This window comes from Actinotalea sp. C106 (assembly GCF_023630195.1).
Lineage (GTDB): Bacteria > Actinomycetota > Actinomycetes > Actinomycetales > Cellulomonadaceae > Actinotalea.
This window is the reverse complement of record NZ_JALPKN010000024.1, coordinates 1-21287: the sequence shown is the minus strand read 5'-3', so window position 1 is coordinate 21287 and position 21287 is coordinate 1. Positions and strand designations below refer to the sequence as shown.

22 protein-coding genes are annotated in these 21287 nt (G+C 72.4%); 13 read left to right on the top strand and 9 right to left on the bottom strand.

Features of this window, described 5'->3' with window-relative positions; all coding sequences use genetic code 11:
- The first annotated feature begins 170 nt into the window (after positions 1–170).
- The gene (locus L0B03_RS03215; protein WP_250443989.1) at positions 171–776 is read left to right on the top strand and encodes a bifunctional 2-polyprenyl-6-hydroxyphenol methylase/3-demethylubiquinol 3-O-methyltransferase UbiG; all 606 of its coding nucleotides are present in this window, start codon (positions 171–173) and stop codon (positions 774–776) included.
- Between the two features lie 69 nt (positions 777–845).
- Here L0B03_RS03215 and L0B03_RS03210 read toward each other — a convergent pair whose 3' ends face one another.
- Genes L0B03_RS03210 through L0B03_RS03200 form a run of 3 tightly spaced genes read right to left on the bottom strand, consistent with a single transcriptional unit; the run spans position 846 to position 2819 of the window.
- The gene (locus tag L0B03_RS03210) at positions 846–1226 is read right to left on the bottom strand and encodes a DUF3817 domain-containing protein (RefSeq protein WP_250443987.1); all 381 of its coding nucleotides are present in this window, start codon (positions 1224–1226) and stop codon (positions 846–848) included.
- Between the two features lie 40 nt (positions 1227–1266).
- On the bottom strand, positions 1267–2118 hold the full coding sequence (locus L0B03_RS03205; protein ID WP_250443985.1) for a PKD domain-containing protein: 852 nt from the start codon (positions 2116–2118) through the stop codon (positions 1267–1269).
- 53 nt (positions 2119–2171) lie between these two features.
- Complete coding sequence (locus tag L0B03_RS03200; protein WP_250443983.1) at positions 2172–2819, bottom strand: DUF6318 family protein; 648 nt, start codon at positions 2817–2819, stop codon at positions 2172–2174.
- A gap of 195 nt (positions 2820–3014) precedes the next feature.
- Between L0B03_RS03200 and L0B03_RS03195 the strand changes: the two genes are divergently transcribed.
- The 3 genes from L0B03_RS03195 to L0B03_RS03185 all read left to right on the top strand — a co-directional run bounded on the left by L0B03_RS03195 (position 3015) and on the right by L0B03_RS03185 (position 4730).
- Positions 3015–3206: a hypothetical protein gene (locus L0B03_RS03195; protein WP_250443982.1), complete on the top strand. Its 192-nt coding sequence runs from the start codon at positions 3015–3017 to the stop codon at positions 3204–3206.
- Positions 3207–3329: 123 nt separating this feature from the next.
- Positions 3330–4076 carry an HNH endonuclease family protein gene (locus L0B03_RS03190; protein WP_250443980.1) on the top strand — a complete coding sequence of 249 codons (747 nt, stop codon included), beginning with the start codon at positions 3330–3332 and terminating at the stop codon, positions 4074–4076.
- A gap of 33 nt (positions 4077–4109) precedes the next feature.
- Entirely contained in the window at positions 4110–4730 is a 621-nt protein-coding gene (locus L0B03_RS03185; RefSeq protein ID WP_250443978.1) for an L-threonylcarbamoyladenylate synthase, read from the top strand.
- Positions 4731–4736: 6 nt separating this feature from the next.
- Here the strand turns inward: L0B03_RS03185 and L0B03_RS03180 are convergent, their stop codons facing one another.
- Complete coding sequence (locus L0B03_RS03180) at positions 4737–6476, bottom strand: EAL domain-containing protein (protein ID WP_250443976.1); 1740 nt, start codon at positions 6474–6476, stop codon at positions 4737–4739.
- Between the two features lie 141 nt (positions 6477–6617).
- Here L0B03_RS03180 and L0B03_RS03175 point away from each other — a divergent pair, with 141 nt between their 5' ends.
- The 3 genes from L0B03_RS03175 (at position 6618) to L0B03_RS03165 (ending at position 10501) form a co-directional block, all read left to right on the top strand.
- Positions 6618–7061: a nitroreductase family deazaflavin-dependent oxidoreductase gene (locus L0B03_RS03175; RefSeq protein ID WP_250443975.1), complete on the top strand. Its 444-nt coding sequence runs from the start codon at positions 6618–6620 to the stop codon at positions 7059–7061.
- Positions 7062–7144: 83 nt separating this feature from the next.
- Complete coding sequence (locus tag L0B03_RS03170) at positions 7145–8374, top strand: multidrug effflux MFS transporter (RefSeq protein ID WP_250443973.1); 1230 nt, start codon at positions 7145–7147, stop codon at positions 8372–8374.
- 153 nt (positions 8375–8527) lie between these two features.
- Positions 8528–10501: a DUF4914 family protein gene (locus L0B03_RS03165; protein WP_250443971.1), complete on the top strand. Its 1974-nt coding sequence runs from the start codon at positions 8528–8530 to the stop codon at positions 10499–10501.
- Here the strand turns inward: L0B03_RS03165 and L0B03_RS03160 are convergent.
- Positions 10482–10940: a DUF2809 domain-containing protein gene (locus L0B03_RS03160; RefSeq protein WP_250443969.1), complete on the bottom strand. Its 459-nt coding sequence runs from the start codon at positions 10938–10940 to the stop codon at positions 10482–10484. The two genes, L0B03_RS03165 and L0B03_RS03160, sit on opposite strands and share 20 nt — an antisense overlap.
- 270 nt (positions 10941–11210) lie before the next feature.
- On the opposite strand from L0B03_RS03160, the gene L0B03_RS03155 reads away from it, so the two are divergent.
- Entirely contained in the window at positions 11211–11918 is a 708-nt protein-coding gene (locus tag L0B03_RS03155; protein ID WP_250443991.1) for a GTP pyrophosphokinase family protein, read from the top strand.
- A gap of 15 nt (positions 11919–11933) precedes the next feature.
- Here L0B03_RS03155 and L0B03_RS03150 read toward each other — a convergent pair whose 3' ends face one another.
- On the bottom strand, positions 11934–13796 hold the full coding sequence (locus tag L0B03_RS03150) for a glycoside hydrolase family 15 protein (RefSeq protein WP_250443967.1): 1863 nt from the start codon (positions 13794–13796) through the stop codon (positions 11934–11936).
- A 143-nt stretch (positions 13797–13939) separates the two neighbouring features.
- Here L0B03_RS03150 and L0B03_RS03145 point away from each other — a divergent pair, with 143 nt between their 5' ends.
- From L0B03_RS03145 to L0B03_RS03130, 4 genes are read left to right on the top strand one after another with little or no spacing between them, the layout of a single operon-like run.
- Positions 13940–16207 carry a glycoside hydrolase domain-containing protein gene (locus L0B03_RS03145; protein WP_250443965.1) on the top strand — a complete coding sequence of 756 codons (2268 nt, stop codon included), beginning with the start codon at positions 13940–13942 and terminating at the stop codon, positions 16205–16207.
- Positions 16204–17463 (top strand): glycosyltransferase, encoded by a 1260-nt coding sequence (locus L0B03_RS03140; protein WP_250443963.1) that lies wholly within the window; start codon positions 16204–16206, stop codon positions 17461–17463. Before L0B03_RS03145 ends, L0B03_RS03140 begins: the two co-directional genes overlap by 4 nt.
- Before the next feature lie 44 nt (positions 17464–17507).
- Positions 17508–18611, top strand: coding sequence for a hypothetical protein (locus L0B03_RS03135; RefSeq protein WP_250443961.1), 1104 nt, complete (start codon positions 17508–17510; stop codon positions 18609–18611).
- Between the two features lie 42 nt (positions 18612–18653).
- Positions 18654–18866 carry a hypothetical protein gene (locus L0B03_RS03130; RefSeq protein WP_250443959.1) on the top strand — a complete coding sequence of 71 codons (213 nt, stop codon included), beginning with the start codon at positions 18654–18656 and terminating at the stop codon, positions 18864–18866.
- A gap of 564 nt (positions 18867–19430) precedes the next feature.
- On the opposite strand, the gene L0B03_RS03125 is transcribed toward L0B03_RS03130, so the two are convergent.
- Both L0B03_RS03125 and L0B03_RS03120 read right to left on the bottom strand, forming a co-directional pair.
- On the bottom strand, positions 19431–20045 hold the full coding sequence (locus L0B03_RS03125) for a Clp protease N-terminal domain-containing protein (protein WP_250443957.1): 615 nt from the start codon (positions 20043–20045) through the stop codon (positions 19431–19433).
- Positions 20032–20274, bottom strand: coding sequence for a helix-turn-helix domain-containing protein (locus tag L0B03_RS03120; protein ID WP_208055117.1), 243 nt, complete (start codon positions 20272–20274; stop codon positions 20032–20034). Before L0B03_RS03120 ends, L0B03_RS03125 begins: the two co-directional genes overlap by 14 nt.
- 148 nt (positions 20275–20422) lie before the next feature.
- Here L0B03_RS03120 and L0B03_RS03115 point away from each other — a divergent pair, with 148 nt between their 5' ends.
- Positions 20423–20599 carry a hypothetical protein gene (locus L0B03_RS03115; protein WP_250443955.1) on the top strand — a complete coding sequence of 59 codons (177 nt, stop codon included), beginning with the start codon at positions 20423–20425 and terminating at the stop codon, positions 20597–20599.
- 39 nt (positions 20600–20638) lie between these two features.
- Here the strand turns inward: L0B03_RS03115 and L0B03_RS03110 are convergent.
- On the bottom strand, positions 20639–21287 hold a 649-nt coding region (locus tag L0B03_RS03110), incomplete at its 5' end, for a DNA-3-methyladenine glycosylase (protein ID WP_250443953.1).

The window sequence follows — 21287 nt, the reverse complement described above, 5'->3', positions numbered from 1 at the left end:
CGCGCCGCGCCTCCCCCCAACCTCCCCGCGCCGCCGCTCCCCACCGCCGCACCGCCCGGCGCCGCCGCGCGCGTCGAGATGTCACTTCTTGCCGCATCGCGAGAGGCCCATAGCGACAAGAAGTGACCACTCGTCGGGTGGAGGGGCGCCGGTGGCGCAGACTGGGGGGCATGCGTTCGCCGAGTCGTTGGGAAGCCAAGGTCGCTGCTGACCCCGAGCACTCGCACTGGTACGTCGAACGGTTTCGCCGCATGCGGGCCGACGGCGCGGACCTCGCGGGCGAGGCGCGGCTGGTCGATGCGATGGTGCCGCGGGGGTCGCGGGTGCTCGACGCCGGGTGCGGTCCTGGCCGCGTGGGGGCTGAGCTCGCTGCCCGTGGCCACACGGTGGTGGGGGTGGACGTCGACCCGGTGCTGATCGAGGCCGCGGAGGCGGACCACCCCGGGCCGCGCTGGCTGGTGGGGGACCTCGCCGAGCTGGATCTGCCTGCGCGCGGGGTCGAGGAGCCCTTCGACGTGATCGTGTGCGCCGGCAACGTCATGACCTTCTTGGCCGAGGGCTCGCAGGAGGAGGTGCTGCGGCGGTTCGCGACGCACCTGGCTCCGGAGGGCAGGGCGGTCGTGGGCTTCGGCGCGGGGCGGGGCTACGCCTTCGAGACGTTCTTCGCCGAGGCCGAGCGCGCCGGCCTGGTGCTCGACGTCGCGCTGTCGACGTGGGACCTGCGCCCGTTCGGCCCGAGGTCGGACTTCCTCGTGGCGGTCCTGCGACGCCGGTAGCTGGTGCGTCGTAGCGCGCCGACCTGAGGGCGCGCCGTCAGGCCAAGCGCCGGTCGGCCGAAGCACGTGTCAGCCGACGGCGGCTGACTCCCGCTCGTCCGTGGCGTGGCGGGCGGAGTGACCTCCGGGGACGGCGTGGGCGCCCGCGAGGCCGCGGGCCCGGAGCCACCGCTCGAGCGGGATGGTCGCGAGTGGTGGGACGGCGGCGGCGAGGGCCAGGCCGGTGACCCACCAGCCCCAGCGAAGCCGGTAGGCGGCGACCAGCGCGACGGCGACGTAGACCAGGAACATGATCCCGTGGAGCTGGCCGAAGATCTGGACCCCCAGCTCGGTGGTCCGGGTGACGTGCTTGAGGACCATGCCGATGAGGAGGCCGGCCCAGGTGGCGGCCTCGAGAAGGGCGACCACGCTGAAGGTGCGGCCGAGGCGACTGGTCGGTACGTCAGGCATGAGGCGGGGGCTCCTTCGGGGATCCGCGATGGTACCCAGGTCAGGGCAGCGGCTCGTCGACCAGCTGGGCGCGCGCCGACTCCACCGTCACCTCGAAGGCCGGCGACACGGTCGTCGCGGTCCCCCCGACCGGCAACCAGGTGCCCGACCCGTCGACCTGGAACTGCCCCGACCACTCTGTGGTCAGCTGCACCGCGAAGGTCCCCGTCGAGCCGTACGGATGGGCCACCGTGTGGTCCGGGTAGGCGGCCCCCGGGTCGGCCGTCTGCAGCACCGTCCCGTCACCGAAGTCCCAGGTGAACTGCGCCGGCGTGGCCCGCACCGCCACCGGCACCCCCAGCACTGTCGTGCTCAGCTCCTGCGGCTCGCCAACCGTGAAAACGATCAGGTCGGTGTTGATCAACGCCCGACCATGCCCCGGCTGCACCTCCACCGCCGAGGCGAGCAGCGGCAGCTCCCGGAACTGCTCAGCGGACAGGACCACGGGCTCTGCCACCTCTGGGTCCTCCGGGCATCCCTCGTCGCCCATCACCCGCTCCCATCCGCCGGTCGGCGAGCCCGTCGTGGCGTCGAGCGCGCGCCGGAACAGAGGATCGAGCGCGACCGACCCGTCGTCACAAGTCCGCACCCACTCCCCCGAAGGTGCCCCGTCGACGCACGGAGCCCCACCGCTCCACGCATCGGCAGTGCCGCAGAAGCGGAGCGGCGAGCGCTTGAACTCGAAGGTCGGGGGTGCGCTAGCTACCTGCACTCGGCCTTCACGCTCCGCCTCCCTCAGGGCCCGGCGGCCTTCGAGCTTGATCAGGTCATCACCAGCGATGGCACCGAACGATTCGCGAGACGGCTCTCCACTGGCTCGATCCTGAGCACCCGCTGCCCCCGCCGGGGACATCACGCTCAGAGTGAGCATCGACAGAGCGAGGAAGAAGGAGGCAGTCCGACGGATCATGGCGATTTCTCGAGCGTGCTCGCACCGAGAAGTGTCCAACCACGTGCGCTGTAGATGACGTCAAGGCCGGCATCGCCGGTCTCAGCATCGATGACCTCGACAACCTCGCCTGAAGCGTCGAGCTGCTCCAATGGTTGGATCGAGTACGACGTTGCGACGGTGTACGCACCGATCACCTCTTCGAAACCCAGCACTTCGGTGCCTTCGAGCGCCACGCCTCCACCCTGGTACTTGCCACCGGCCCCATAGACACCTTCGACATCTGAGCGCAGGCCCGAACAGAAGCCGCAGTCCTGGGCACTGACCCGATCCCACTCCTCCAGGTCCCCGGTCGCCATGACGTAGGCGAAGAGCTGCATGAAGTACTCCGCCGCGGCGATCGCGCCAACCTCGTCGGTGCGCTCCATCTCAGCGGGGCGCTCGGGAGCAGCGATCTCCTCGACGGTCTCGCTCGGCGTCGGTGTCGGCGTGGGCGTCGCGGCAGCTGGCGGCGGGCTCGGCGCGGGCTCAGGGTCGGTGCACCCGGTCAGCACCGCACCCAGCACCGCGACACCCGCGACCCACGCCGCCACGCGTCGGCCACCCCGCACCGGCCGGCGCGCGCCCGAAGACGACAGAACGCCCCAAACCTCCCCCTGCTCCATGAGCACCGGACCCTAGCAACGCCGAGCCCGACCGCGTCGCCACGGCCCGTCCCCTGTGGACAGCAGCCGCGTCGCCGTCCCCTCATCCGGGTGCGTCCGTGCGCCAGGGCCGGGCGCCCGTGGCCCAGGGCGGTGAGCCTGGACATCCCGACTGACCTACGGTGGCTGCGCAGCCGAGTACGAGGAGGGAAGTCCATGGATGCCCTGACACCACTGGTCCTCGCCGCCCTGGCACTGTTCGCCTGGGCGTACATCACGTACTTCGCCGTGCGACGGGGCGTGCGGGACGGTCTCGAGGACCACCGCGAGCTGCACCGCGAGCTGCAGCGCGGGGGTGGCACGTCGCAGGCGGGAGCCGAAGCCCCTGGTCAGCACCCCAACCGCTGAACTGGACCAGCCGCACCCCGGGAACGGGCACCACTCCCCCTCTCCTGTGGACCCCGGCCCAGCACCCACACCCCCACCGCGCACCCGCGCGTCCCTGTCGGTGCGCTGTGGCACGGTACGGACGTGAGTCGCCCCCGTTCTCGTCGTCGCAGCCGCGTGCGCGCCCGCCTGTCGTCGGTCGCGACGGCGATCGTCGTCCTCCTGGCCGGTGCACTGCTGAGCGCGACGCAGACGGGCGAGGAGCTGGGGCTGCCCGACGTCCTGGGGGCGCGCCCTCCGGGCTACCAGGTCACGGTGAGCGCCGAGCGCCTCGAGTCCGCCGAGGCCGCGCTCGGCACGATCGAGATCAAGGGCCGCGCACCACGCACGGGGTACGAGCGCGAGCAGTTCGGACCGGCGTGGGCCGACGTCGACCGCAACGGCTGCGACACCCGCAACGACATCCTGGCGCGGGACCTCACCGCCATCACCGTCAAGGAGGGCACCCAGGGGTGCGTCGTCCTCACGGGCACGCTCCTGGACCCGTACTCGGGGGAGGGCATCGACTTCGAGCGGGGCGAGCGCAGCGCCGAGGTGCAGATCGACCACGTGGTGCCGTTGTCCGACGCGTGGCAGAAGGGTGCGCAGCAGTGGACCGCCGAGCAGCGTCAGGACTTCGCGAACGACCCTGCGAACCTCCTCGCCGTCGACGGGGAGCTCAACCAGCAGAAGGGGGCCGGGGACGCCGCGACGTGGCAGCCACCCAACCGGGGGTTCCGGTGCGCCTACGCGGTCATCCTCATCGAGGTGAAGGCCGACCACGGCCTGTGGGCCACCGAGGCCGAGCACGAGGCCCTCGACCGCGAGCTCGACCGCTGCGAGGTCACCTGAGCGACCACGCCCACCCGGGCCTAGGCTCGGACCATGGCCAGGTACTTCGACGTCCACCCCCAGGACCCGCAGCCGCGCAGCATCGGACAGGTGGTCGCGATGCTGCAGGACGACGCGCTCATCGCCTACCCGACCGACTCCTGCTACGCCTTCGGCGCGAGCATGGACAGCGCGACCGCGGTCGAGCGCATCCGGCGCATCCGCCGCCTCGACAACAAGCACCACTTCACGCTCGTGTGCGCCGACTTCGCCCAGCTCGGGCAGTTCGTGCAGCTCGACAACAGCGCCTTCCGCGCGATCAAGGCCGCGACCCCCGGGGCGTACACGTTCATCCTGCCGGCGACCAAGGAGGTGCCCCGACGCCTCTCGCACGAGAAGAAGCGCACCGTCGGGGTCCGCATCCCCGAGCACCCCGTGACGCGGGCCCTGGTCCGCGAACTCGGCGAACCGCTCCTGTCGAGCACCCTCCTGATGCCCGACCACGACGAGCCCATGACCGAGGGCTGGCAGATCAAGGAAGAGCTCGAGCACCTCGTCGACGCCGTCGTCGACGCCGGGGACTGCGGCACGGACCCCACCACCGTCGTGGACTGGTCCGAGGGCTACCCCGAGGTCGTCCGCGTCGGCGCCGGCGACCCGAGCCGCTTCGAGTAGGCCGCCCTAGCGCCGTCCGGCCAGCAGGGCCTCGAGCTCGGCCACCCGGCGCAGGGACGCGAGTCGGCTGCCCGCCTGCAGGCACAGCGCCTCGACCGCGTCCACGACGTCGGGGGCCACGAAGGACCGTGCGCCGCTGGTCAGGACCAGCATGTCGGTGAGGTCCCAGCCGTCCCGGATCGGCACGAGCACCACCCCCCGCGCACCGCGCTCGCGCAGCACGTGGGTCGGCGGCACGGCCAGGCTCAGGTCGGTCCCCCCGCTGTAGCAGGAGGACAGGTCGGCCACGAGGTCCCGCAGGGCGAGCACCTGCACGTCGGGCAGGCCGGTGAGCCCCGCGGCCCCGTCGCCGATCGTCCCCGCGACCTCGAGGTCGCCGCCGTCGAAGCTCCACACGCACCCGGCGTCGAAGCCGGTCAGCTCGGCCACCGCGGCGAGGGTCGCGTCGACCAGTGCCTGCGCGGACCCTGCCACGGCGAGGGTCGGCATCAGGCGGCTCAGGTCGTGCAGGATCGCGCTGGGCGAGCCCGAGGCGTCGAGCTCCTCGAGCCGCGCCGCGAGCAGGGCCCCGCACAGGCGCACGACCTCGACGTGCTGCGGCAGGATCGGCGCGAGGGCGTCGACGTTCAGCACCCCGACCACCCGGCCCGCCACGGTGAGCGGCACGGCCATCTCGCTGCTCACCCCGGGGACGGCCAGGCGGTAGCGGGGATCGCTCGCGACGTCGGTCGAGAGGATCTCGCACCCCTCGGCGAAGGCCGTACCGCTGATACCAGCCCCGGGCCGGAGCCCGTCCATGACGAGCCACTGGCCGCGCCGCGACTGGCAGCGCAGCACCCCGCCGCGCTCGAGGTACACGCTGGGCAGCAGCCCGCCCTGGTGCGAGAGGTACTGGCTGACCAGCTCGCAGGCCTCGGTGGGCGTCCGTGCGCCGTCGAGGGCCGTGGCGAGCTGCTCGGGCTCGAACGCCTCGGGGGCGGCCGCCTCGGGGAGGAGGACGTTGCGGGCCTGCGTGCTGACCTCGACCCACGGCGCCTGCGGTCGGGCCAGGAGGTAGCCCTGGACGAGGTCGATCCCGGCGGCGCTCAGGGCACGCAGCTCGGCCTCGGTCTCGACCCCCTCGGCGATGGTCAGGGCGCCGCTCGCCGCGGCGAAGGCCTGCAGGGCCTCGACCAGGGCTCGACGTCGGGGGTCCCCGTCGAGGCCGCTGACCAGGGACCGGTCGATCTTGATGAAGGAGGGGCTCAGCTGCAGCACGTGCGACATCGACGCGTAGCCGGCGCCGACGTCGTCCACGGCGACGAGGGAACCGCCCGCCCGCAGCGCCCGCAGCCCCTCGAGGAGCGGCTCGTAGTCCTCGACGGCGACGTGCTCGGTGACCTCGATGACGTGCCGGGGCAGGTCACGGCACAGCTCGGCGAAGCGCGGGTCCACCGCGACGTCGGGGCTGGCGTTGAGGAAGATCAGCGCACGGTCCGGCGGGTCCCCCGCGTCCGCCACCGCAGCCATGCAGGCCAGCTCGACGTCGAGGCGCCGCCCGGCAGCATCAGCGGCCTCGAGCCAGGCAGCCGGTGACAGGCTCGGCATCGCCGTGGACCGGGAGAGCGCCTCGTAGCCGATGATCACGCCGTCGGCCACGCGCACGACCGGCTGGAAGACCGTCCGGATGCCGCCCGGGTGCAGCAGGGAGGCGACGAGGTCCTCGACGTCGGCCGGCAGGTCGAGCACGTCGGATGGGGTGGTCACAGGTATGCATCGGCACGTCCCGGGAGAAATTGACCGGCCACCCGAGTGATCATGTTCACGCCATCACTGCGCGTCCGGCCCGACCGTCCCCGCGGCCCGGCGGCGGGGAACAGGATCGGCGTCCGAGGTGTTGCGCGAGGCATGCCTCTGACTGGTGAGTACGCCCCAAGCCCCTCCGACTGGGTTCGCGAGCAGGCCCAGCGCTTCGAGGCCTCCGGCGGCGCCGAGGCCAACACGATGCGCGGGGTCCCGATCATCCTGCTGACCTCGGTCGGCGCGAAGAGCGGCAAGCTCCGCAAGACGCCGCTGATGCGCGTGGAGCACGACGGCGAGTACGCGGTCGTCGCCTCCCAGGGCGGGGCCCCCCAGCACCCCGTGTGGTTCCACAACCTGGTCGCGCACCCCCACGTCGAGCTGCAGGACGGCGCGGTGACGCGCGACTACATGGCGCGCGAGCTCAGCGGGACCGAGCGCGAGACCTGGTGGGAGCGGTCCGTCGCCGTGTGGCCGGACTACGCCGAGTACCAGACCAAGACCGACCGGCTGATCCCCGTGTTCGTGCTGACCCCGTTCGACCCCTCGTGACCCCGCCCGCGAACCCGGCTCCCGCGAGCACCGCGACAGCACCTGCGGCGAGCACCTCCGCCACGAGCGTCCCGCCGGGGCAGATGACGGGCGCCCCGCGGCAGCGCATCGCGGCGGGCTTCGTGCTGCTCGTCTCGGCGCTGGTCGCCATCGGGCCGCTGACGATCGACCTGTACCTGGCGGCCTTCCCGGACATCACCGCCGAGCTGCAGACGACCTCGGCGCAGGTCCAGCTGACGATCACCGCGACGCTGGCCGGCCTCGCCCTGGGTCAGCTCCTCATCGGGTCGCTCTCGGACACCTACGGGCGCAAGCCGCCGCTCGTCGTGGCCCTGGCCGTGTACGTGCTGGTGTCCCTCGCGATCATGGCTGCCCCGTCGGTCGAGGTCCTGGCGGTCCTGCGGTTCGTGCAGGGGTTGTCCTCGGCGGCCGGCATGGTCGTCTCGATGGCGATCGTGCGGGACTCCTACGAGGGCGTCGCCATGGGCAAGGTCATCGCGCGGCTGATGCTCGTCGTCGGGGTCGCGCCGATCCTCGCGCCGACCATCGGTGCGCAGATGCTCCTGGTGGGCTCGTGGCGCACGATGTTCGGCTTCCTCGCCGCGTTCGGCGTGCTGCTGCTGGTGCTCGTGCTGACGGTCCTGAAGGAGTCGCTGCCGGTCGAGCGACGCCGGACGGGGGGCACGCGCGCCGCGCTGGTCTCCTACAAGGGCCTGCTCAGCGACCGGGCGTTCCTGGGCCTGGCCCTGCTCTCGGGCTTCTACATGGCGGCGATGTTCACCTACGTGTCGAGCTCGACCTTCGTGTTCCAGGAGGGCTTCGGGCTGTCCGCCCAGGAGTTCGGCCTGATCTTCGGGGCGGGGGCGATCGCGGTCACGGCAGGCAGCCAGATCAACGGCGCGTTGCTCGGCAAGGTCACCCCGCAGCAGATCCTCGCGGTCGCCGTCCCCTCCGGGGTGGTGCTCTCGGCAGGGCTGGTCGTGGTGGCCATGGCCGGCGGTGGGCTGTGGCCGATGCTCGCCCTGCTGGTCCCGACCCTCGGCACGGTCGGCTTCGTGCTGCCGTCGGTCCCGGCCATCGCCCTCGAGGCCAACGGCCACCGTGCGGGGAGCGCGGCGGCCCTGCTCGGCGCCTTCCAGTTCGGCATCGGCGCGGGGATCGCCCCGGTGACGGGCCTGTTCGGCCAGTCGGCCCTCTCGATGGCGGCCGTGATGTGCACGGTCATCGTCGTCGCGGCGGTGCTCCTCCTCGCGGTGTCCCGCGTGTGGCGCCGCGCTGAGGTCGTCCCCGCGTCCGGGGCCCCCGCGGGCTGAGACCCCAAAGGTCCCGGGTCCCGCGCCCCATAGGTACCTAATCTCTCGGCAAAGGCAGTGCCGGGCCCGAAGGGGCTCTCGCACCGCGAGCCGCACGGACGGCGATCCCGCCCGCGCACGCCGCGTCACGTCGTCGAGCGAGGAGCAGAACCCATGAGCGGGACCCTGACCAGCCCCAGCACGTCCGAGGCAGTTCTCGCGACCCTGGACCTGCCCCCGGCGGTCCGGGCGGCCCTCGAGGCGAGCCCTCGCGTCGTCGTCCCGGCCTCGCGCGAGGAGCTCTACCTGTTGGCGCTCGGGCCCGACGGCGGACCGACCTTCGCGGTCGAGTACGAGGCGAACGGCTCGACGGTGCGTGAGGCCGACGTCGTGCGGTGCAAGAACGGTGTGGCGGTGAACTACCCCGAGGACTACATGCGCCGCCGGGACCCGGACTGCATGCGCATCGCCGACGACCTGCCGACGGACAAGCCGCGGTACCGCGACGTGTTCGGCTCGGAGTTCGCGCCGGTCAAGGCCGAGACCCTCGCCTGGCTGGCCGAGCAGGAGGTCGTGCTCGTCCCGTTCAAGGCCGGCGGCCTGCGGTTCGGCTACCCGTCGGTCGCGATCGTCCCGGTCAACGCCGCCTTCTTCGCCCTGGCCCTGGTGGACCTGCAGGGGTGGGTCACCTTCGACGAGCTCGCTGCCGAGACCGCTGCGGCCACCGAGGCCACCACCGAGGAACCAGCGACGTGGACCCCGCGGTCGATCCTGTACGTGGCCCCGCCGTTCCGGCACACCCACTTCGAGGGCCGCCAGGTGGTGGTGCACGACCGCACCCCCGAGCTGCACGAGGTCTTCGCCTACAACCTGTACCCGGGGCCGAGCGCCAAGAAGGGCGTGTTCTCGGTGCTGCTCGACGTCGGCGAGCAGGAGGGCTGGCTCACCGCGCACGCCTCGTCGGTGCGGGTCACCACCCCGTACGAGAACGAGACGATCATCATGCACGAGGGCGCCTCGGGCGGCGGCAAGTCCGAGATGTGCCAGGAGATGCGGCGCCGCGAGGACGGCCGCATCCTGCTCGGCACCAACGTGGTCACCGAGGAGCCGTACGTCATCACCCTCGGCGAGACCAGCGCCCTGGCCCCGGTGACCGACGACATGACGCTCTGCCACCCCTCGGTCCAGACCGGCAGCGGCAAGCTCGTGGTGGCCGACGCCGAGGACGGGTGGTTCGTCCGCGTCGACAACCTCACCGAGTACGGCGAGGACGTCCACCTCGAGCGCGTGTTCATCCACCCCGCCGAGCCGCTGGTCTTCTTCAACCTCGCCGGCATGCCCGACGCGACCTGCCTGCCCTGGGAGCACACCCTCGACTCGACCGGGAAGCCCTGCCCCAACCCCCGCGTCGTCGTGCCGCGGCGGCTGGTCGGCGGCGTGGTCGACGGGCCCGAGGAGGTCGACGTACGGACCTTCGGGGTGCGGATGCCGGCCTGCACCCGGGAGAACCCGACCTACGGGATCATGGGCATGATGCACCTGGTGCCGCCGGCCCTGGCGTGGCTGTGGCGGCTGATCGCCCCGCGCGGGGACAAGAACCCGTCGATCGGCGAGAGCGCGACGGCGGTCGCGGCCCTCGCGCACGGCGGAATGGTCTCCGAGGGGGTCGGGTCCTTCTGGCCGTTCTCGACCGGCACCAAGGTGGCCGGGGCCAACCTCATGCTTCGCCAGCTGGTCGACAACCCGCGCACCCGGTACGTGCTGACCCCCAACCAGCACGTGGGCGCGTACAAGGTGGGCTTCGCGGCGCAGTGGCTGACCCGCGAGTACCTGGCGCGCCGCGGTGGGGGTGCGATCCGCCGCGAGCACCTCACGGCCTCCCGCTGCGCCCTGTTCGGGTACACCCTCAAGGAGCTCAAGATCGACGGGCAGCTCATCCGGCCCACGTTCCTGCGCACCGACCAGCAGTCCCAGGTGGGCCCCGAGGCCTACGACGCCGGCGCCCGGATCCTCACCGACTTCTTCAAGGCCGAGCTCGCGCAGTACCTCACCGAGGACCTCGACCCCCTGGGCCGGGCCATCATCGAGGTGTGCCTGCGCGACGGCAGCATCGAGGACTACGAGGCCCTCACCCCGATGGTCGGGTGAGGCGGGCCTGCCTCGCCTGGGCCTGCCGCGTCTGAGCATGCCGCACCCGGGCCAGGGCCGCCGCCGTCAGGAGAACCCCGACGGCGTACGCGGCCAGGTCCGGGGCGTGGAAGGTGGTGCCGAGCACGTACCGCACCGGCTCCCACACCTCGACCAGGGCGGTGGGCACCGGGGTCAGCTGGGCGAGCTCGACCAGCACGCAGACCGCCAGCGCCACCGCGCCGATCACGACGGGACGACGCCGCGGTGCCACCAGCGCGATCAGGAGCGTGACGAGCACGGCGTAGAGGACCCCGCCGCCGAGGTCAGCGGCGGCCCCGTCTCCTCGCGAGACCACCAGGCCTACCCCGACGACCACCACGGCAGCGCCCCCGATCGCCCCGCGGGGCAGCGGCTCCGGACGGGAGGGGACGCGATCCGCGGTGGTCTGCCTCGGCACGCCGCGAGCCTAAGGCCCTCCTGGGCCAGACCTCCCAGCCCTCGCCCAGAACCGTCGGGGATGATGGGCATCCCAGGGCGGCGCGCCCCGCGGAACGAGGGTGGTGCGCCCCGCGGAACCGGAGGCCTCAGCATGGACGACCACTCGGCGCGGCAGCACACCATGTCCCTGCCCCCGGGGGCGGCCGTTCGCCTCGCCGGGCTGGACCAGGGCCTGGACGCGGGGACCCTCGACGACCTCGCCGCCCTGCGGGTCGAGTTCACGCGGTTCATGCTGCAGTACCAGTTCGGGATCGACGAGGTCTCGACGAAGATCAGCATCCTGCGGGAGGAGTTCCGGCACCTGCACGACTACAACCCGATCGAGCACGTCAGCTCGCGGTTGAAGTCCCCGGACTCGCTCATCGCCAAGGTCGCGCGCAAGGGCTGCGACCCGTCCTTCGCGGCGATCCGCACGAGCATCACCGACATCGCTGGTATTCGCGTGACCTGCAGCTTCGCCTCTGACGTGTACCGCGTCCGGGACATGCTCGCGGCGCAGTCGGACATCACCGTGCTCGAGGTCAAGGACTACATCACCGAGCCCAAGCCCAACGGTTACCGGTCCTTGCACGTGCTCGTCGAGATCCCGGTGTTCCTCTCGCAGTCGGTGGTGCCGGTGACCGTCGAGGTGCAGATCCGCACCATCGCGATGGACTTCTGGGCCAGCCTCGAGCACAAGATCTACTACAAGTACGACAAGGAGGTGCCCGACGACGTCCTGGCCGACCTCCGCGAGGCCGCCGAGCAGGCGAACCGCCTCGACGACTCCATGGAGGGCCTCCACCGGCGCGTGCACGGAGAGGTCGACCTCAGCCAGCGCGCCGACTACCCCCTGGTCCCGGACGACGACGTCCTGCAGCGCCTGCGCGCCATCCGCGCCCTGCAGGACCCGGGCGGGGCCGGACGTCGTGAGGACACGGGCGGCACGCCTCCCTGAGCCCTCCGCCCGGGCTCACCGGCCCTCGAGCCCGGGCCCCAGGGCGGTCGCGGCCTCGATGAGCGCCAGGTGGCTGAGCGCCTGCGGCAGGTTGCCGAGGAACTCCCCGGTGGCGGGGTCGATCATCTCGGTCCAGATGCCGACGTCGTTCGCGGACTCGAGCAGCTCGTCCATCCACTGCCGGGCCTCCTCGGTCCGGCCCACCTGCGCGAGGGCGGCCACCCCCCAGAAGCCGCAGGCGACGAAGGCCCCCTCCTCCTCACGCATGCCGGTGTAGCGGTACAGGTGCGGGCCGCCGCCGAGCTCGCGACGCAGGGCGTCGATGGTGGTGCTCATCCGGGCGGTGCGGTCGAAGCCGCTGTGGGCGTGCAGCAGGATCGAGGTGTCCAACGAGGTCGAGCCGGGGTACATGACGTAGGCCTGGAGCTCGGACGACCAGCACTCCTGCTCGACCCACGCCCGGATGCGCTCGGCCTCGGCGGTCCACCGCTCGGGGTCGGCGGGCAGGTGCCCCTCCTCGGCGAGGTGGACGGCGCAGCGCAGGGCCTGCCAGCAGCCGAGCTTGGAGGTCGTGTAGTGCCGCAGCTCGGGCAGCTCCCACATGCCTGAGTCGACCCGTCGCCACGCGTCGCAGGCCTCGTCGGCCAGGGCTGCGAGGGTGCGGGCGGTCTCGGCGTCGAGCAGGTGCCCGTGGTCGACGTAGGTGCGGACCACACCCATGACGTCCCCGTACACGCCGAGCTGCAGCTGGCGGGCTGCCGGGTTGCCGTCGACCACGGGGCCGATGCCCCGCCAGCCCGGGAGGTCGACCTCGCGAGGTTCACGGGGCGCCCCGCCGTCGAGCTCGTAGAACACGTGCATCTCGGGGTTGCGCAGGGCACGCAGGGTCCAGCTGATGGCCGCGTGGGTCTCCTCGCGCAGCCCGAAGCCGAAGAGGGCGTCGACGGTGTGCGCGGTGTCCCGGTGCCAGGAGTACCGGTAGTCCCAGTTCTTGCCGCCGGCCCAGCTCTCGGGCAGGGACGTGGTGGCGGCCGCGGCGACCGATCCGGTCGCGGACTGGACGAGCAGCTTGAGCGCGAGGGCCGAACGTTGCACCGCCTTGCCCCACGGGCCGTCGTAGTGGAACTCCCGGCTCCACACCCGCCAGTTGCCGATGGTGCGGTCGATCCCCGCGTCGACGTCCTCGGGGACGGGCACGTGGACGGGCTCGTCGTGGGTCGCGGCGACGCCCACGAGGTGCCGCGAGCCCGGGGAGGTGGTGAAGACGCCGCTGATGTCCTGCTCCTGGACCACGGTGGTCATCTCACCCAGGGTGGGCACCGCGACGGTCACGCGGCCGACCCGCAGCACGGGGCCGTGCGGGCTGTGCTCGACCCACGGGGACCGCTCGCCGAACATCGTGCCGGGGGCCACCCGCCAGGCCATCGACACCTCCCCCGAGACCCCCTCGACCCGACGCCCGAGCTCGCTCCACGGCAGCCGCCCGGCCACACCGGTGTTGAGGGAGTCGGTGACCCGGACGGTGCCGGTCGCCGTGACGAAGGTCGTCACCAGCACGTTGGTGCCGACGACGTAGGCACGGCTCATGCGGAACTCGTCGACCGGCGCGAGGGTGAGCCGGCCCCCGTCCTCCTCGTCGAGGACCGCCGCGAAGGCGGGGGGCGAGGTCAGGTCCGGGGTGGGGTACCAGTCGACGCGGCCGTCCTCGGCGATCAGGGCGACGGTCCGGCCGTCCCCGATCGCGGCGTAGCTGCGCAGCGGGGCGTAGCCGGCGGTGCGCGGCAGAGGTGGCCGCAGCTCGTCCTCACCGTGATGGCCCGAGCCGGCCGTCGCGTGGTCGCGGTCGCCGTCGAGGTTGTCCAGGGGCTGGTCGTTCATGGGGCCCTTCGGTGGGGGCGCAGGGTGGTCGCGCCGAGGGGGAGTCATCCATCCTCGGTCGGCCGAGCCCGCGCCGCACCCGCACAACTCGAACGACACGGGCCCGCAACGCCCCGGACACCTCCGGCTCGTAACGTCCGGGCATGGACGTCGACCCGTTCATCGGGACCGAGATCACCGACCTGCCCCCGCCGACGGGGCTGGCCGCGCGCTGGTGGGCGCCCAAGCCCCAGGTCGGCAACACCCACCCGGGGGCCACGTACCCCCTGGGCATGGTCTCGGCCTGCGCCTACTCGGGGGCCTACCCCACCGGGTACGGGCGCTACGACCTGAGCACCGAGGGGCTGCCCACGGCCCTGCACGACCGGCAGGTGGCGTCCGGGTTCACGCACTTCCAGCAGTCGGGCACCGGGGCCATCCGCAAGTACTACAACTACCTGCGCGTCACGCCGATGCTGCAGCCCTTGGACGACCTGGGCCAGCTGTGGGACCTGACCGACGAGGAGGCCGAGCCCGGCTGGTACGCGGCGACCCTCGGCTCGGGGGTGCGCTGCGAGGTGACGGTCGGGCCCAAGAGCGCGATCCACCGGTACACCTTCCCCGCGCACCGCGACGCCCGCGTGGTGATCGACCTGTCCCTGGGCGGCCTCGCGATCCCTTTCGGCCAGACCGTCCCGCTGCGCGCCCACCTGCACACCCTCGAGCCGGGCGTCGCCCAGGGCGAGGTGGTGGTCGAGGGGGCGCCCCTCGCGGTGCACGTCGAGTGCGACGCCCCGTGGCGGCAGATGCTCTGGTACGACCGCCGCCTCATGCCGGGCGGCACGCGCCTGGACTTCGACCACATCCGCCCGACGACGCTGCGCCCCTTCGGTCTCATGTGGGCCGGGCCCAGCGAGCCCGGGCAGGTGGTCGAGGTCCGGCTCGGGTTCTCGCTCCGAGGAGTCGAGCAGGCCCGCGCGAACCTCGAGGCCGACTGCGGTCCGGCCCGGAGCCTGGCCGGCGGGTTCGACGCGCGCCGTGAGGCCACCGCGCAGACCTGGCGCGAGCACCTCGGCGCGGTGACCGTGGACTCGCCGTCGGCCGAGCGCAGCACGGTCTTCTCGACGGCGCTCTACCACTCCCTCATCAAGCCCTGCCTGGCGCCCGGGGAGAGCCCCTTCTGGCCTGCGGACGGTGCCTTCGCCTTCGACATCGCGACCATGTGGGACATCTACCGCACACAGCTGCCGCTGCTGACCCTGCTGAGGCCCGAGCGCGCGGTCGAGCTCGCGCAGGCCCTGCTGTACATCTCCGAGGAGGAGGGCAACCTCCCCATCGGCTACCGCATGGCCCGGGGGGCGGACCAGTTCTCGCGGCAGGCCAGCGCCCTGGCGCACACCTTCCTCGCGGACCTGTGCGAGCTGGGGCTGCCCGGCATGGACTGGGACTGGGCCCTGGTCCACATGCACAACGACCTGCGGCGCACCTACGGCGAGGACTTCCTGCTGCGCGGCAAGGTGCACCCCATCAGCCACACCCTGGACCTCGCCTTCGGGTACTGGTGCACCGCCAAGGTCGCCGAGCACGTGGGCGACCGCACCCTGGCCACGCAGTTCACGCCCCTCGCCGCGCAGTGGGCCAACGCCTTGGACCCCGTCACGGGGCTGCTCAAGGACTCGACCTTCTACGAGGGCGGGCCGTGGAACTACTCCTTCCGCCTGGTGCACGACATGGCCGCGCGGATCGGCCTGGCAGGGGGCGAGGGGGCCTTCATCGACCTGCTCGACCGGTTCTTCGGCGTCGGGGCGCCGCCGGTCACCCAGCCGGGGGTGCGGCCCTCGGTCGAGGAGATGGCGGCCGGCTACGCCCTCAACCGCTTCGAAGGCCTCAACAACGAGCCCGACATGGAGGCTCCCTGGGCCTACCAGTACGCGGGTCGCCCGGACCGCACGGCCGACGTCGTGCACGCGGCCGTGCACCAGCGGTTCGGCACGGGCCGTGGTGGGCTGCCGGGCAACGACGACTCGGGGGGCCTGAGCTCCTGGTACGTGTGGGCCTCCTTGGGCCTGTTCCCGGTGGCGGGACAGAACCTCGCCCTCATCAACGCGCCGTCGTGGCGCGAGGCGCGGATCGACGTCGGCGGGGCGGGGAGCGACGCGACCCTGACGGTCGAGACCTCGGGGTTCGTCGAGCCCGAGCCCGACGGCCCGGCCCAGTACGTGCGTGCCGCCTCCCTGGATGGCGTGCCGCTGGACCGCACCTGGCTCACCGGGAACGAGCTGCACCGCGGGGGGCGCCTGCACCTCGAGCTCGGGCCCACGCCGACCGGGTGGGGCACCACCACCCGCCCGCCGTCCTCCCCGGGCCCGTCCCGATCCTCGCGCCCACCCAGCGACCCCCTGACCACCCAGCGCACCGGAGGCCCACGATGACCCGACCCACCCGGCGCCTGGTCATCGTGGTGCGCGCCGACCCGGTGATCTGCGGCCACTCGGGCGAGGCCCGCAACCTCGCTGAGGCCGCCCTGGGCCGCGGCTTCGACGAGGTGCGCATCGTCACCTGGCCGATCGACCGGCTGGTCGAGACCGGGCTCCCGCTCAAGCCCCTGGACCGGGTGCTGCCCTACAGCGCGGGGATCCACGTGGAACGTCCCGAGCCCGTGGGCGACTACAAGGTGCCCGACGGCCGCTACCTCGCGGGGCTGACCGGGAGGCTGGTCGAGCTGTTCACCGACGGGGTGCCGACCGTCGCGATGTCGCTGTACCTGAGCCCCCACGCGATGGCCGTGGCCGACGCGGTGCGCATCGCGCGGGCCACGGGCCTGCCGGTCGATGTGACGACCGTGGCCGAGGCGGTGGGCTCGGACGTGACCAACGTGGTGCGGGCCTGCGTCGAGGAGGGGCGTTGGGGGGCGGCGGCCCACGTGCTGACCAGCTACCTCGAGCACGACGTGTGCCTCGCGGTCTCGGAGTACACCCGCGAGATCATCGTCGCCGAGGCCGAGGCGATCGACGCCCGGCACGGCACCACCTTCGCCGCGCAGTGCCGTGACCGGGTGGCGATCTCCTACCCCGCGATCGACACGAGCGCCTACCTGGGCCTGGACCCGCGGGACGGTCGCGAGGTGCTCGAGCGGCGCGGGCTCGAGCACGACGGGTATCTGCTGTTCCTGTCGAGGCTGAGCGCCGCGAAGGGGGTCGAGGACCTCATCGCGGGCTTCGAGCGCAGCGGTGCCCACCACCACGTGCGCCTGGTCGTCGCGGGCAACGGTCCGGAGGCCAAGCGGCTGCGGGCGATCGCCTCGACCTCGACGGTCGCGCACCGCATCACCTTCTTCGACGACGTCGGCGACGCCGAGAAGCCCCACCTCATGGCCCACGCCGCGGCCTACGTGCTGCCCAGCAAGCCCCTGCCCGAGTTCACCGAGACCTTCGGCATCGCCCTGGTCGAGAAGATGCTCGCCGGCGGCGGCCCGGTCATCACCACGGGCACCGGCGGCATCGGCGAGGCCGTCGGTGACTGCGCCGTCATCGTCCCGGTCGAGGACCCTGCCGCGATCGCGAAGGCCCTCGACGAGGTGCTCGCCCTGAGCCCCGAGCAGCGGGCCGAGGCCGAGAGCGCGGCCCGCGAGCACGCCCTCCAGTTCGACCGGGTGACGATCCTCGATCGGATCCTGGAACGGCTCTGAGCCACTCCCTTCGTTCGCCCGGCAGTCCCGCCTACGGTGGGATCATGGATGATCACGAGGACCTCCTGGTCGGGCCCCGCGGGCGTCGGCTGTGCCTCGAGCTCGCCCTGGCGCACGCCCGAGAGGTTGCCACTCCCGCGAGCGAGGCGCTCCTGCACGCAGCGTTCTTCGCGGCGCACGACCTCGACCCAGGTCGTGGCACGTCGAGTGCCCTGCTGACCACTGGGACGGGGCGCCCGCCCGTGGTGCCCCACGTCACGCCGGACGAGGTCACCGACCTGCTGGACGCGCTACCTCTCGAGAGCCTCGATGATCGCCTCCTCCTGGAAGCCCTGACGGCGGCGGTGGACAACGCCCGGTACTGGCAGGAGCCGGACGGTGAGGACGTGCTGGCCGCGAGCGCCCCCGTGCGGGGTGCGCTCGGGAGGGTCGCGGCGTCGATCGCCACCTTCGGCGGGGCAGCGTGGTGGTCGACGCCGCTGGATCGTACCGAGCAGTGGAGCGTCGCGTTCGACGATGCTCCGTCCTCGCCGCCCGTCCTGCACGGGACGGTCCGGGAGCACCTCGCCCGCTGGCGGTCGGAGGTCGAGCGGAGCGAGACCGAGGCCCGCCACGATCGGCCGTCGGACCCGCGTGCACCCTTGAGCGGGATCTGGTGGTCGACTCCCCCGCGCGAGGTGACGCAGACCACGCGAAGCCTCGCGAACCTCGGACCGCTCGGCCTGCACCTGGTCGAGGACTCCTTCACCATGGACAGCGCGACCGTGCGGCCGGTCGGGGTCCCGGACGACGCGCAGGTGTTCGAGGTGGACGGACCCGAGGCGTGGGCGCAGCTCTGCCGTCGCTACCCGATCGACGTCACCGCCTCACGTCGTCACGACTGGTTCCGCACCACGGGGGCGGTCGGCACGTGGGTCATGCCCGACTGGGCCCGAGCGGCTGAGAACTACGACGCCGTCCATCTCACCGTGACGGGCTACCTCACGACCGCCGGTCGAGCCGTCGCGGTCACCGACGACTCCTCGTCTGTACTCGCCGGATGGGACCCGGACCAGACGTACTGGCTGACCGACGTCGCACCTGTCACCGACGTGGAGCAGCGGTGGGGGCGCCGGGATGACGACACGTGGGGCGAAGCGCTGCCCTGATGCCGCGCCGGCCTCAAATTGCCGACGTTAGCCTGGGCATCCATGGCATACGAGGAGGCGACCATGGAACGTCGAGTCGTCGACGAGAGCGCGGTCAAGCGTTCTGCTGAGCGCTCGACGCGAGTCTCCGCCAAGCTCGAAGACAGCGTCGTCCCGCGAGACTTCGTGCGGTCTCCCAAGGTCGAGAAGTTCGTCGCCGCGCGCACCCGCCGCAGTTCTACGACCAGCACCGCGATCCGACCGAGCTCGCCTTGATCGTGACGAGCCGCCCATCGACAACTAGCCCGCTGGGGCTCTGGGGGCTGGCAGGAGACGAGGGCAGTAGTGCTGCGGTGGGCGCGCTGCGTGGTCGAGGCCCACGGGTCCGGGAGATCATGACGGCGTGAGCGTGGCCGTGCACTGGACCGAGACATCCCCTTGGGGCCCCTCGCTGGAGTTCCTGTGCCTGGTGGACGACATGGGGCAGGCGCGGGCGTTGGCCCAGGACGCCGAGGCGATGGACGCCCCTACCAAGGAGGGTCGACTCAACACGCGAAGCCCGCTGGCACGTGTGGCCTCGGAACATCCAGGGGAGCTCGTGTGGCGACTGATGCCGAGCGACTCTGCGCGTCCCTTCCCCGACCCCGATGACCCGCCCTGGGCCGTCGGCGCAGATGCCGCGCGCGATCTCCGTCGGGCGGATGTGGAGCGGTTCACGACGGTCTACGAAGCGGCCCTGCGGCGGCGGAGCGCCCGCAGACGCCACAGTCGATAGGTGCCTCTGCACCGCTGCATCCCCTTCCGCACCGGACCGCAGTGCTGTGCCTGAGCACGCCCTCCTCAGCGAGCCACGTTGGTTCGCCCGAGCACCCGGTGGACGAGCCGGGTGACCGGCCCCACCGGCGCCTCGTCGGGCCACGTGGGCACCGGCTCACCCGGCGGCACGAGAGCAGCAAGCACAGCCACCCGCACCCCGTCCGGGTCGATCCCCATCGCCTCGAGCAGTCGCGGCGCACGGGCGGAGGGCTCGAGCACCGCGAGCCACAGCACGGCGCTGCTCAGCCTGCTCTCCTTGGGCAGGGCGCCGGTCTTGCGTAGGTGACCCCACTTCGCCGTCGCGCGGTTGAGGGCCGCCTGCAGCTCGGGCGCGTGCTTGGTACGCGGCCTCCGGGCACCCGTCGCTCCCTCGGCGCGCGATGCACCCGTCGAGGCGTGGACGTCGATCCCGAGCCGCGCCAGGTGCGGCGCGTCGTCCAGCCCGCCGTGCACGGCCTCGCGCACGGCCGTCGCCGTGAGGTCGGGGAAGGCCTGCACGACCTGCTGGGTCAGCTCGTCGTCGGCGGCGAGGAGGCCCAGGAGCACGTGCTCGGAGCCGTAGGAGCGCGCGCCCAAGGCCGTGGCCTGGTCGCTGGTCGCGGTCATGACCGCGACGAACGAGTCGTCATAGATCAGCATGGTTCCCCCATCTGCGTGGTCCGCGTGGTCGGCTGTGCTTCTTGTGCACCGTCTGGCGCGTGACCTGGAGCTCGACGGCGATGTCCGCCCAGGACATCCCCTGCTCCCGGGCCCGCGCGACGTGCAGGTCCTCCAACCTGTCCGCCAGCCGATGCAGGGCCAGGACCATCCGCAGCCCCTCCTGGGGGTTGTCGGTCGACGCCGCTGCTTCCACCTGCCTGAGGTCCATGCGTGTCAGCCTGGTCTGACACTGGTCGGTTGTCAACCCACTCTGACATCACGGCGTGCGAGGAGCGCGACAGCGTTCCAGTCGTCGCGAACTCGACCCCGTGCCAAGGTCTTGAGCAAGATCCCCCACGCGAGCGGAGGTGCACGTGGTGTCCGAGTGGTTCTTGATCATGCTCGTGCCGTTCGCGGTCGTCGCGCTGGTGATGCAGGGACGGGGGTTCCGGATGCTGCGGCGCCGTGGCGGTCAGCGTGCGAACGGCACCTGGGAGAAGGTGGACGTCGGGTACGGACCGGGTCGGCTGAAGGGTGATGGCCCAGACCGGTGACCCGGTGATGTCACGAAGCACCTGGCAGGCAGCCTCGCGCTACCTGCGCCGATGGTCCTCGATCGCCAGTCGCGGACCACGCCTGGGCTCCCGCCCCGCCCCGCTGAGCAGCAGGTGGCGCACGGCGCGGTGCCGGTGGCCGCGGTAGGGCTCGAGGAGCTCGAGCATCCCGGCGTCGTCGGTGCGCCGCCCCCGCAGGGCGTACCCGATCTGGTGGGGCAGGTGGTAGTCGCCGACGGTCACGGCGTCGGGGTCGCCGAAGGCGCGCTGCGCGGTCTCGGCCGCGGTCCAGGGCCCGACGCCGGGCACCATCATCAGCCTGGCCAACGCGTCGGCAGGATCGAGCCGGGTGGCCTCCTCGAGACGCCGCGACCACCGGGCCGCCGCCACGACGGTCCGGGCCCGGCGAGGGTCGATCCCGGCGCGGTGGAAGTCCCACGAGGGCACCGCGGCCCACACCTCGGGCGAGGGCGGGACGCGCATCCCCTCCGGCGCGGGGCCCGGCGCCGACGACCCGTGGGCGAGGAGCAACCACCGCCAGGCGTCGGTCGCGGTGCGAGTGATGACCCGCTGCTCGAGGATGCACGGCACCAGGGACTCGAGCACCCGGCCGCTGCGCGTGAGCCGCACGCCGGCCGTGCGTCGGTACGCCTCGCGCACCGGCCCTGCCGGCGGGTCGAACCCCGCG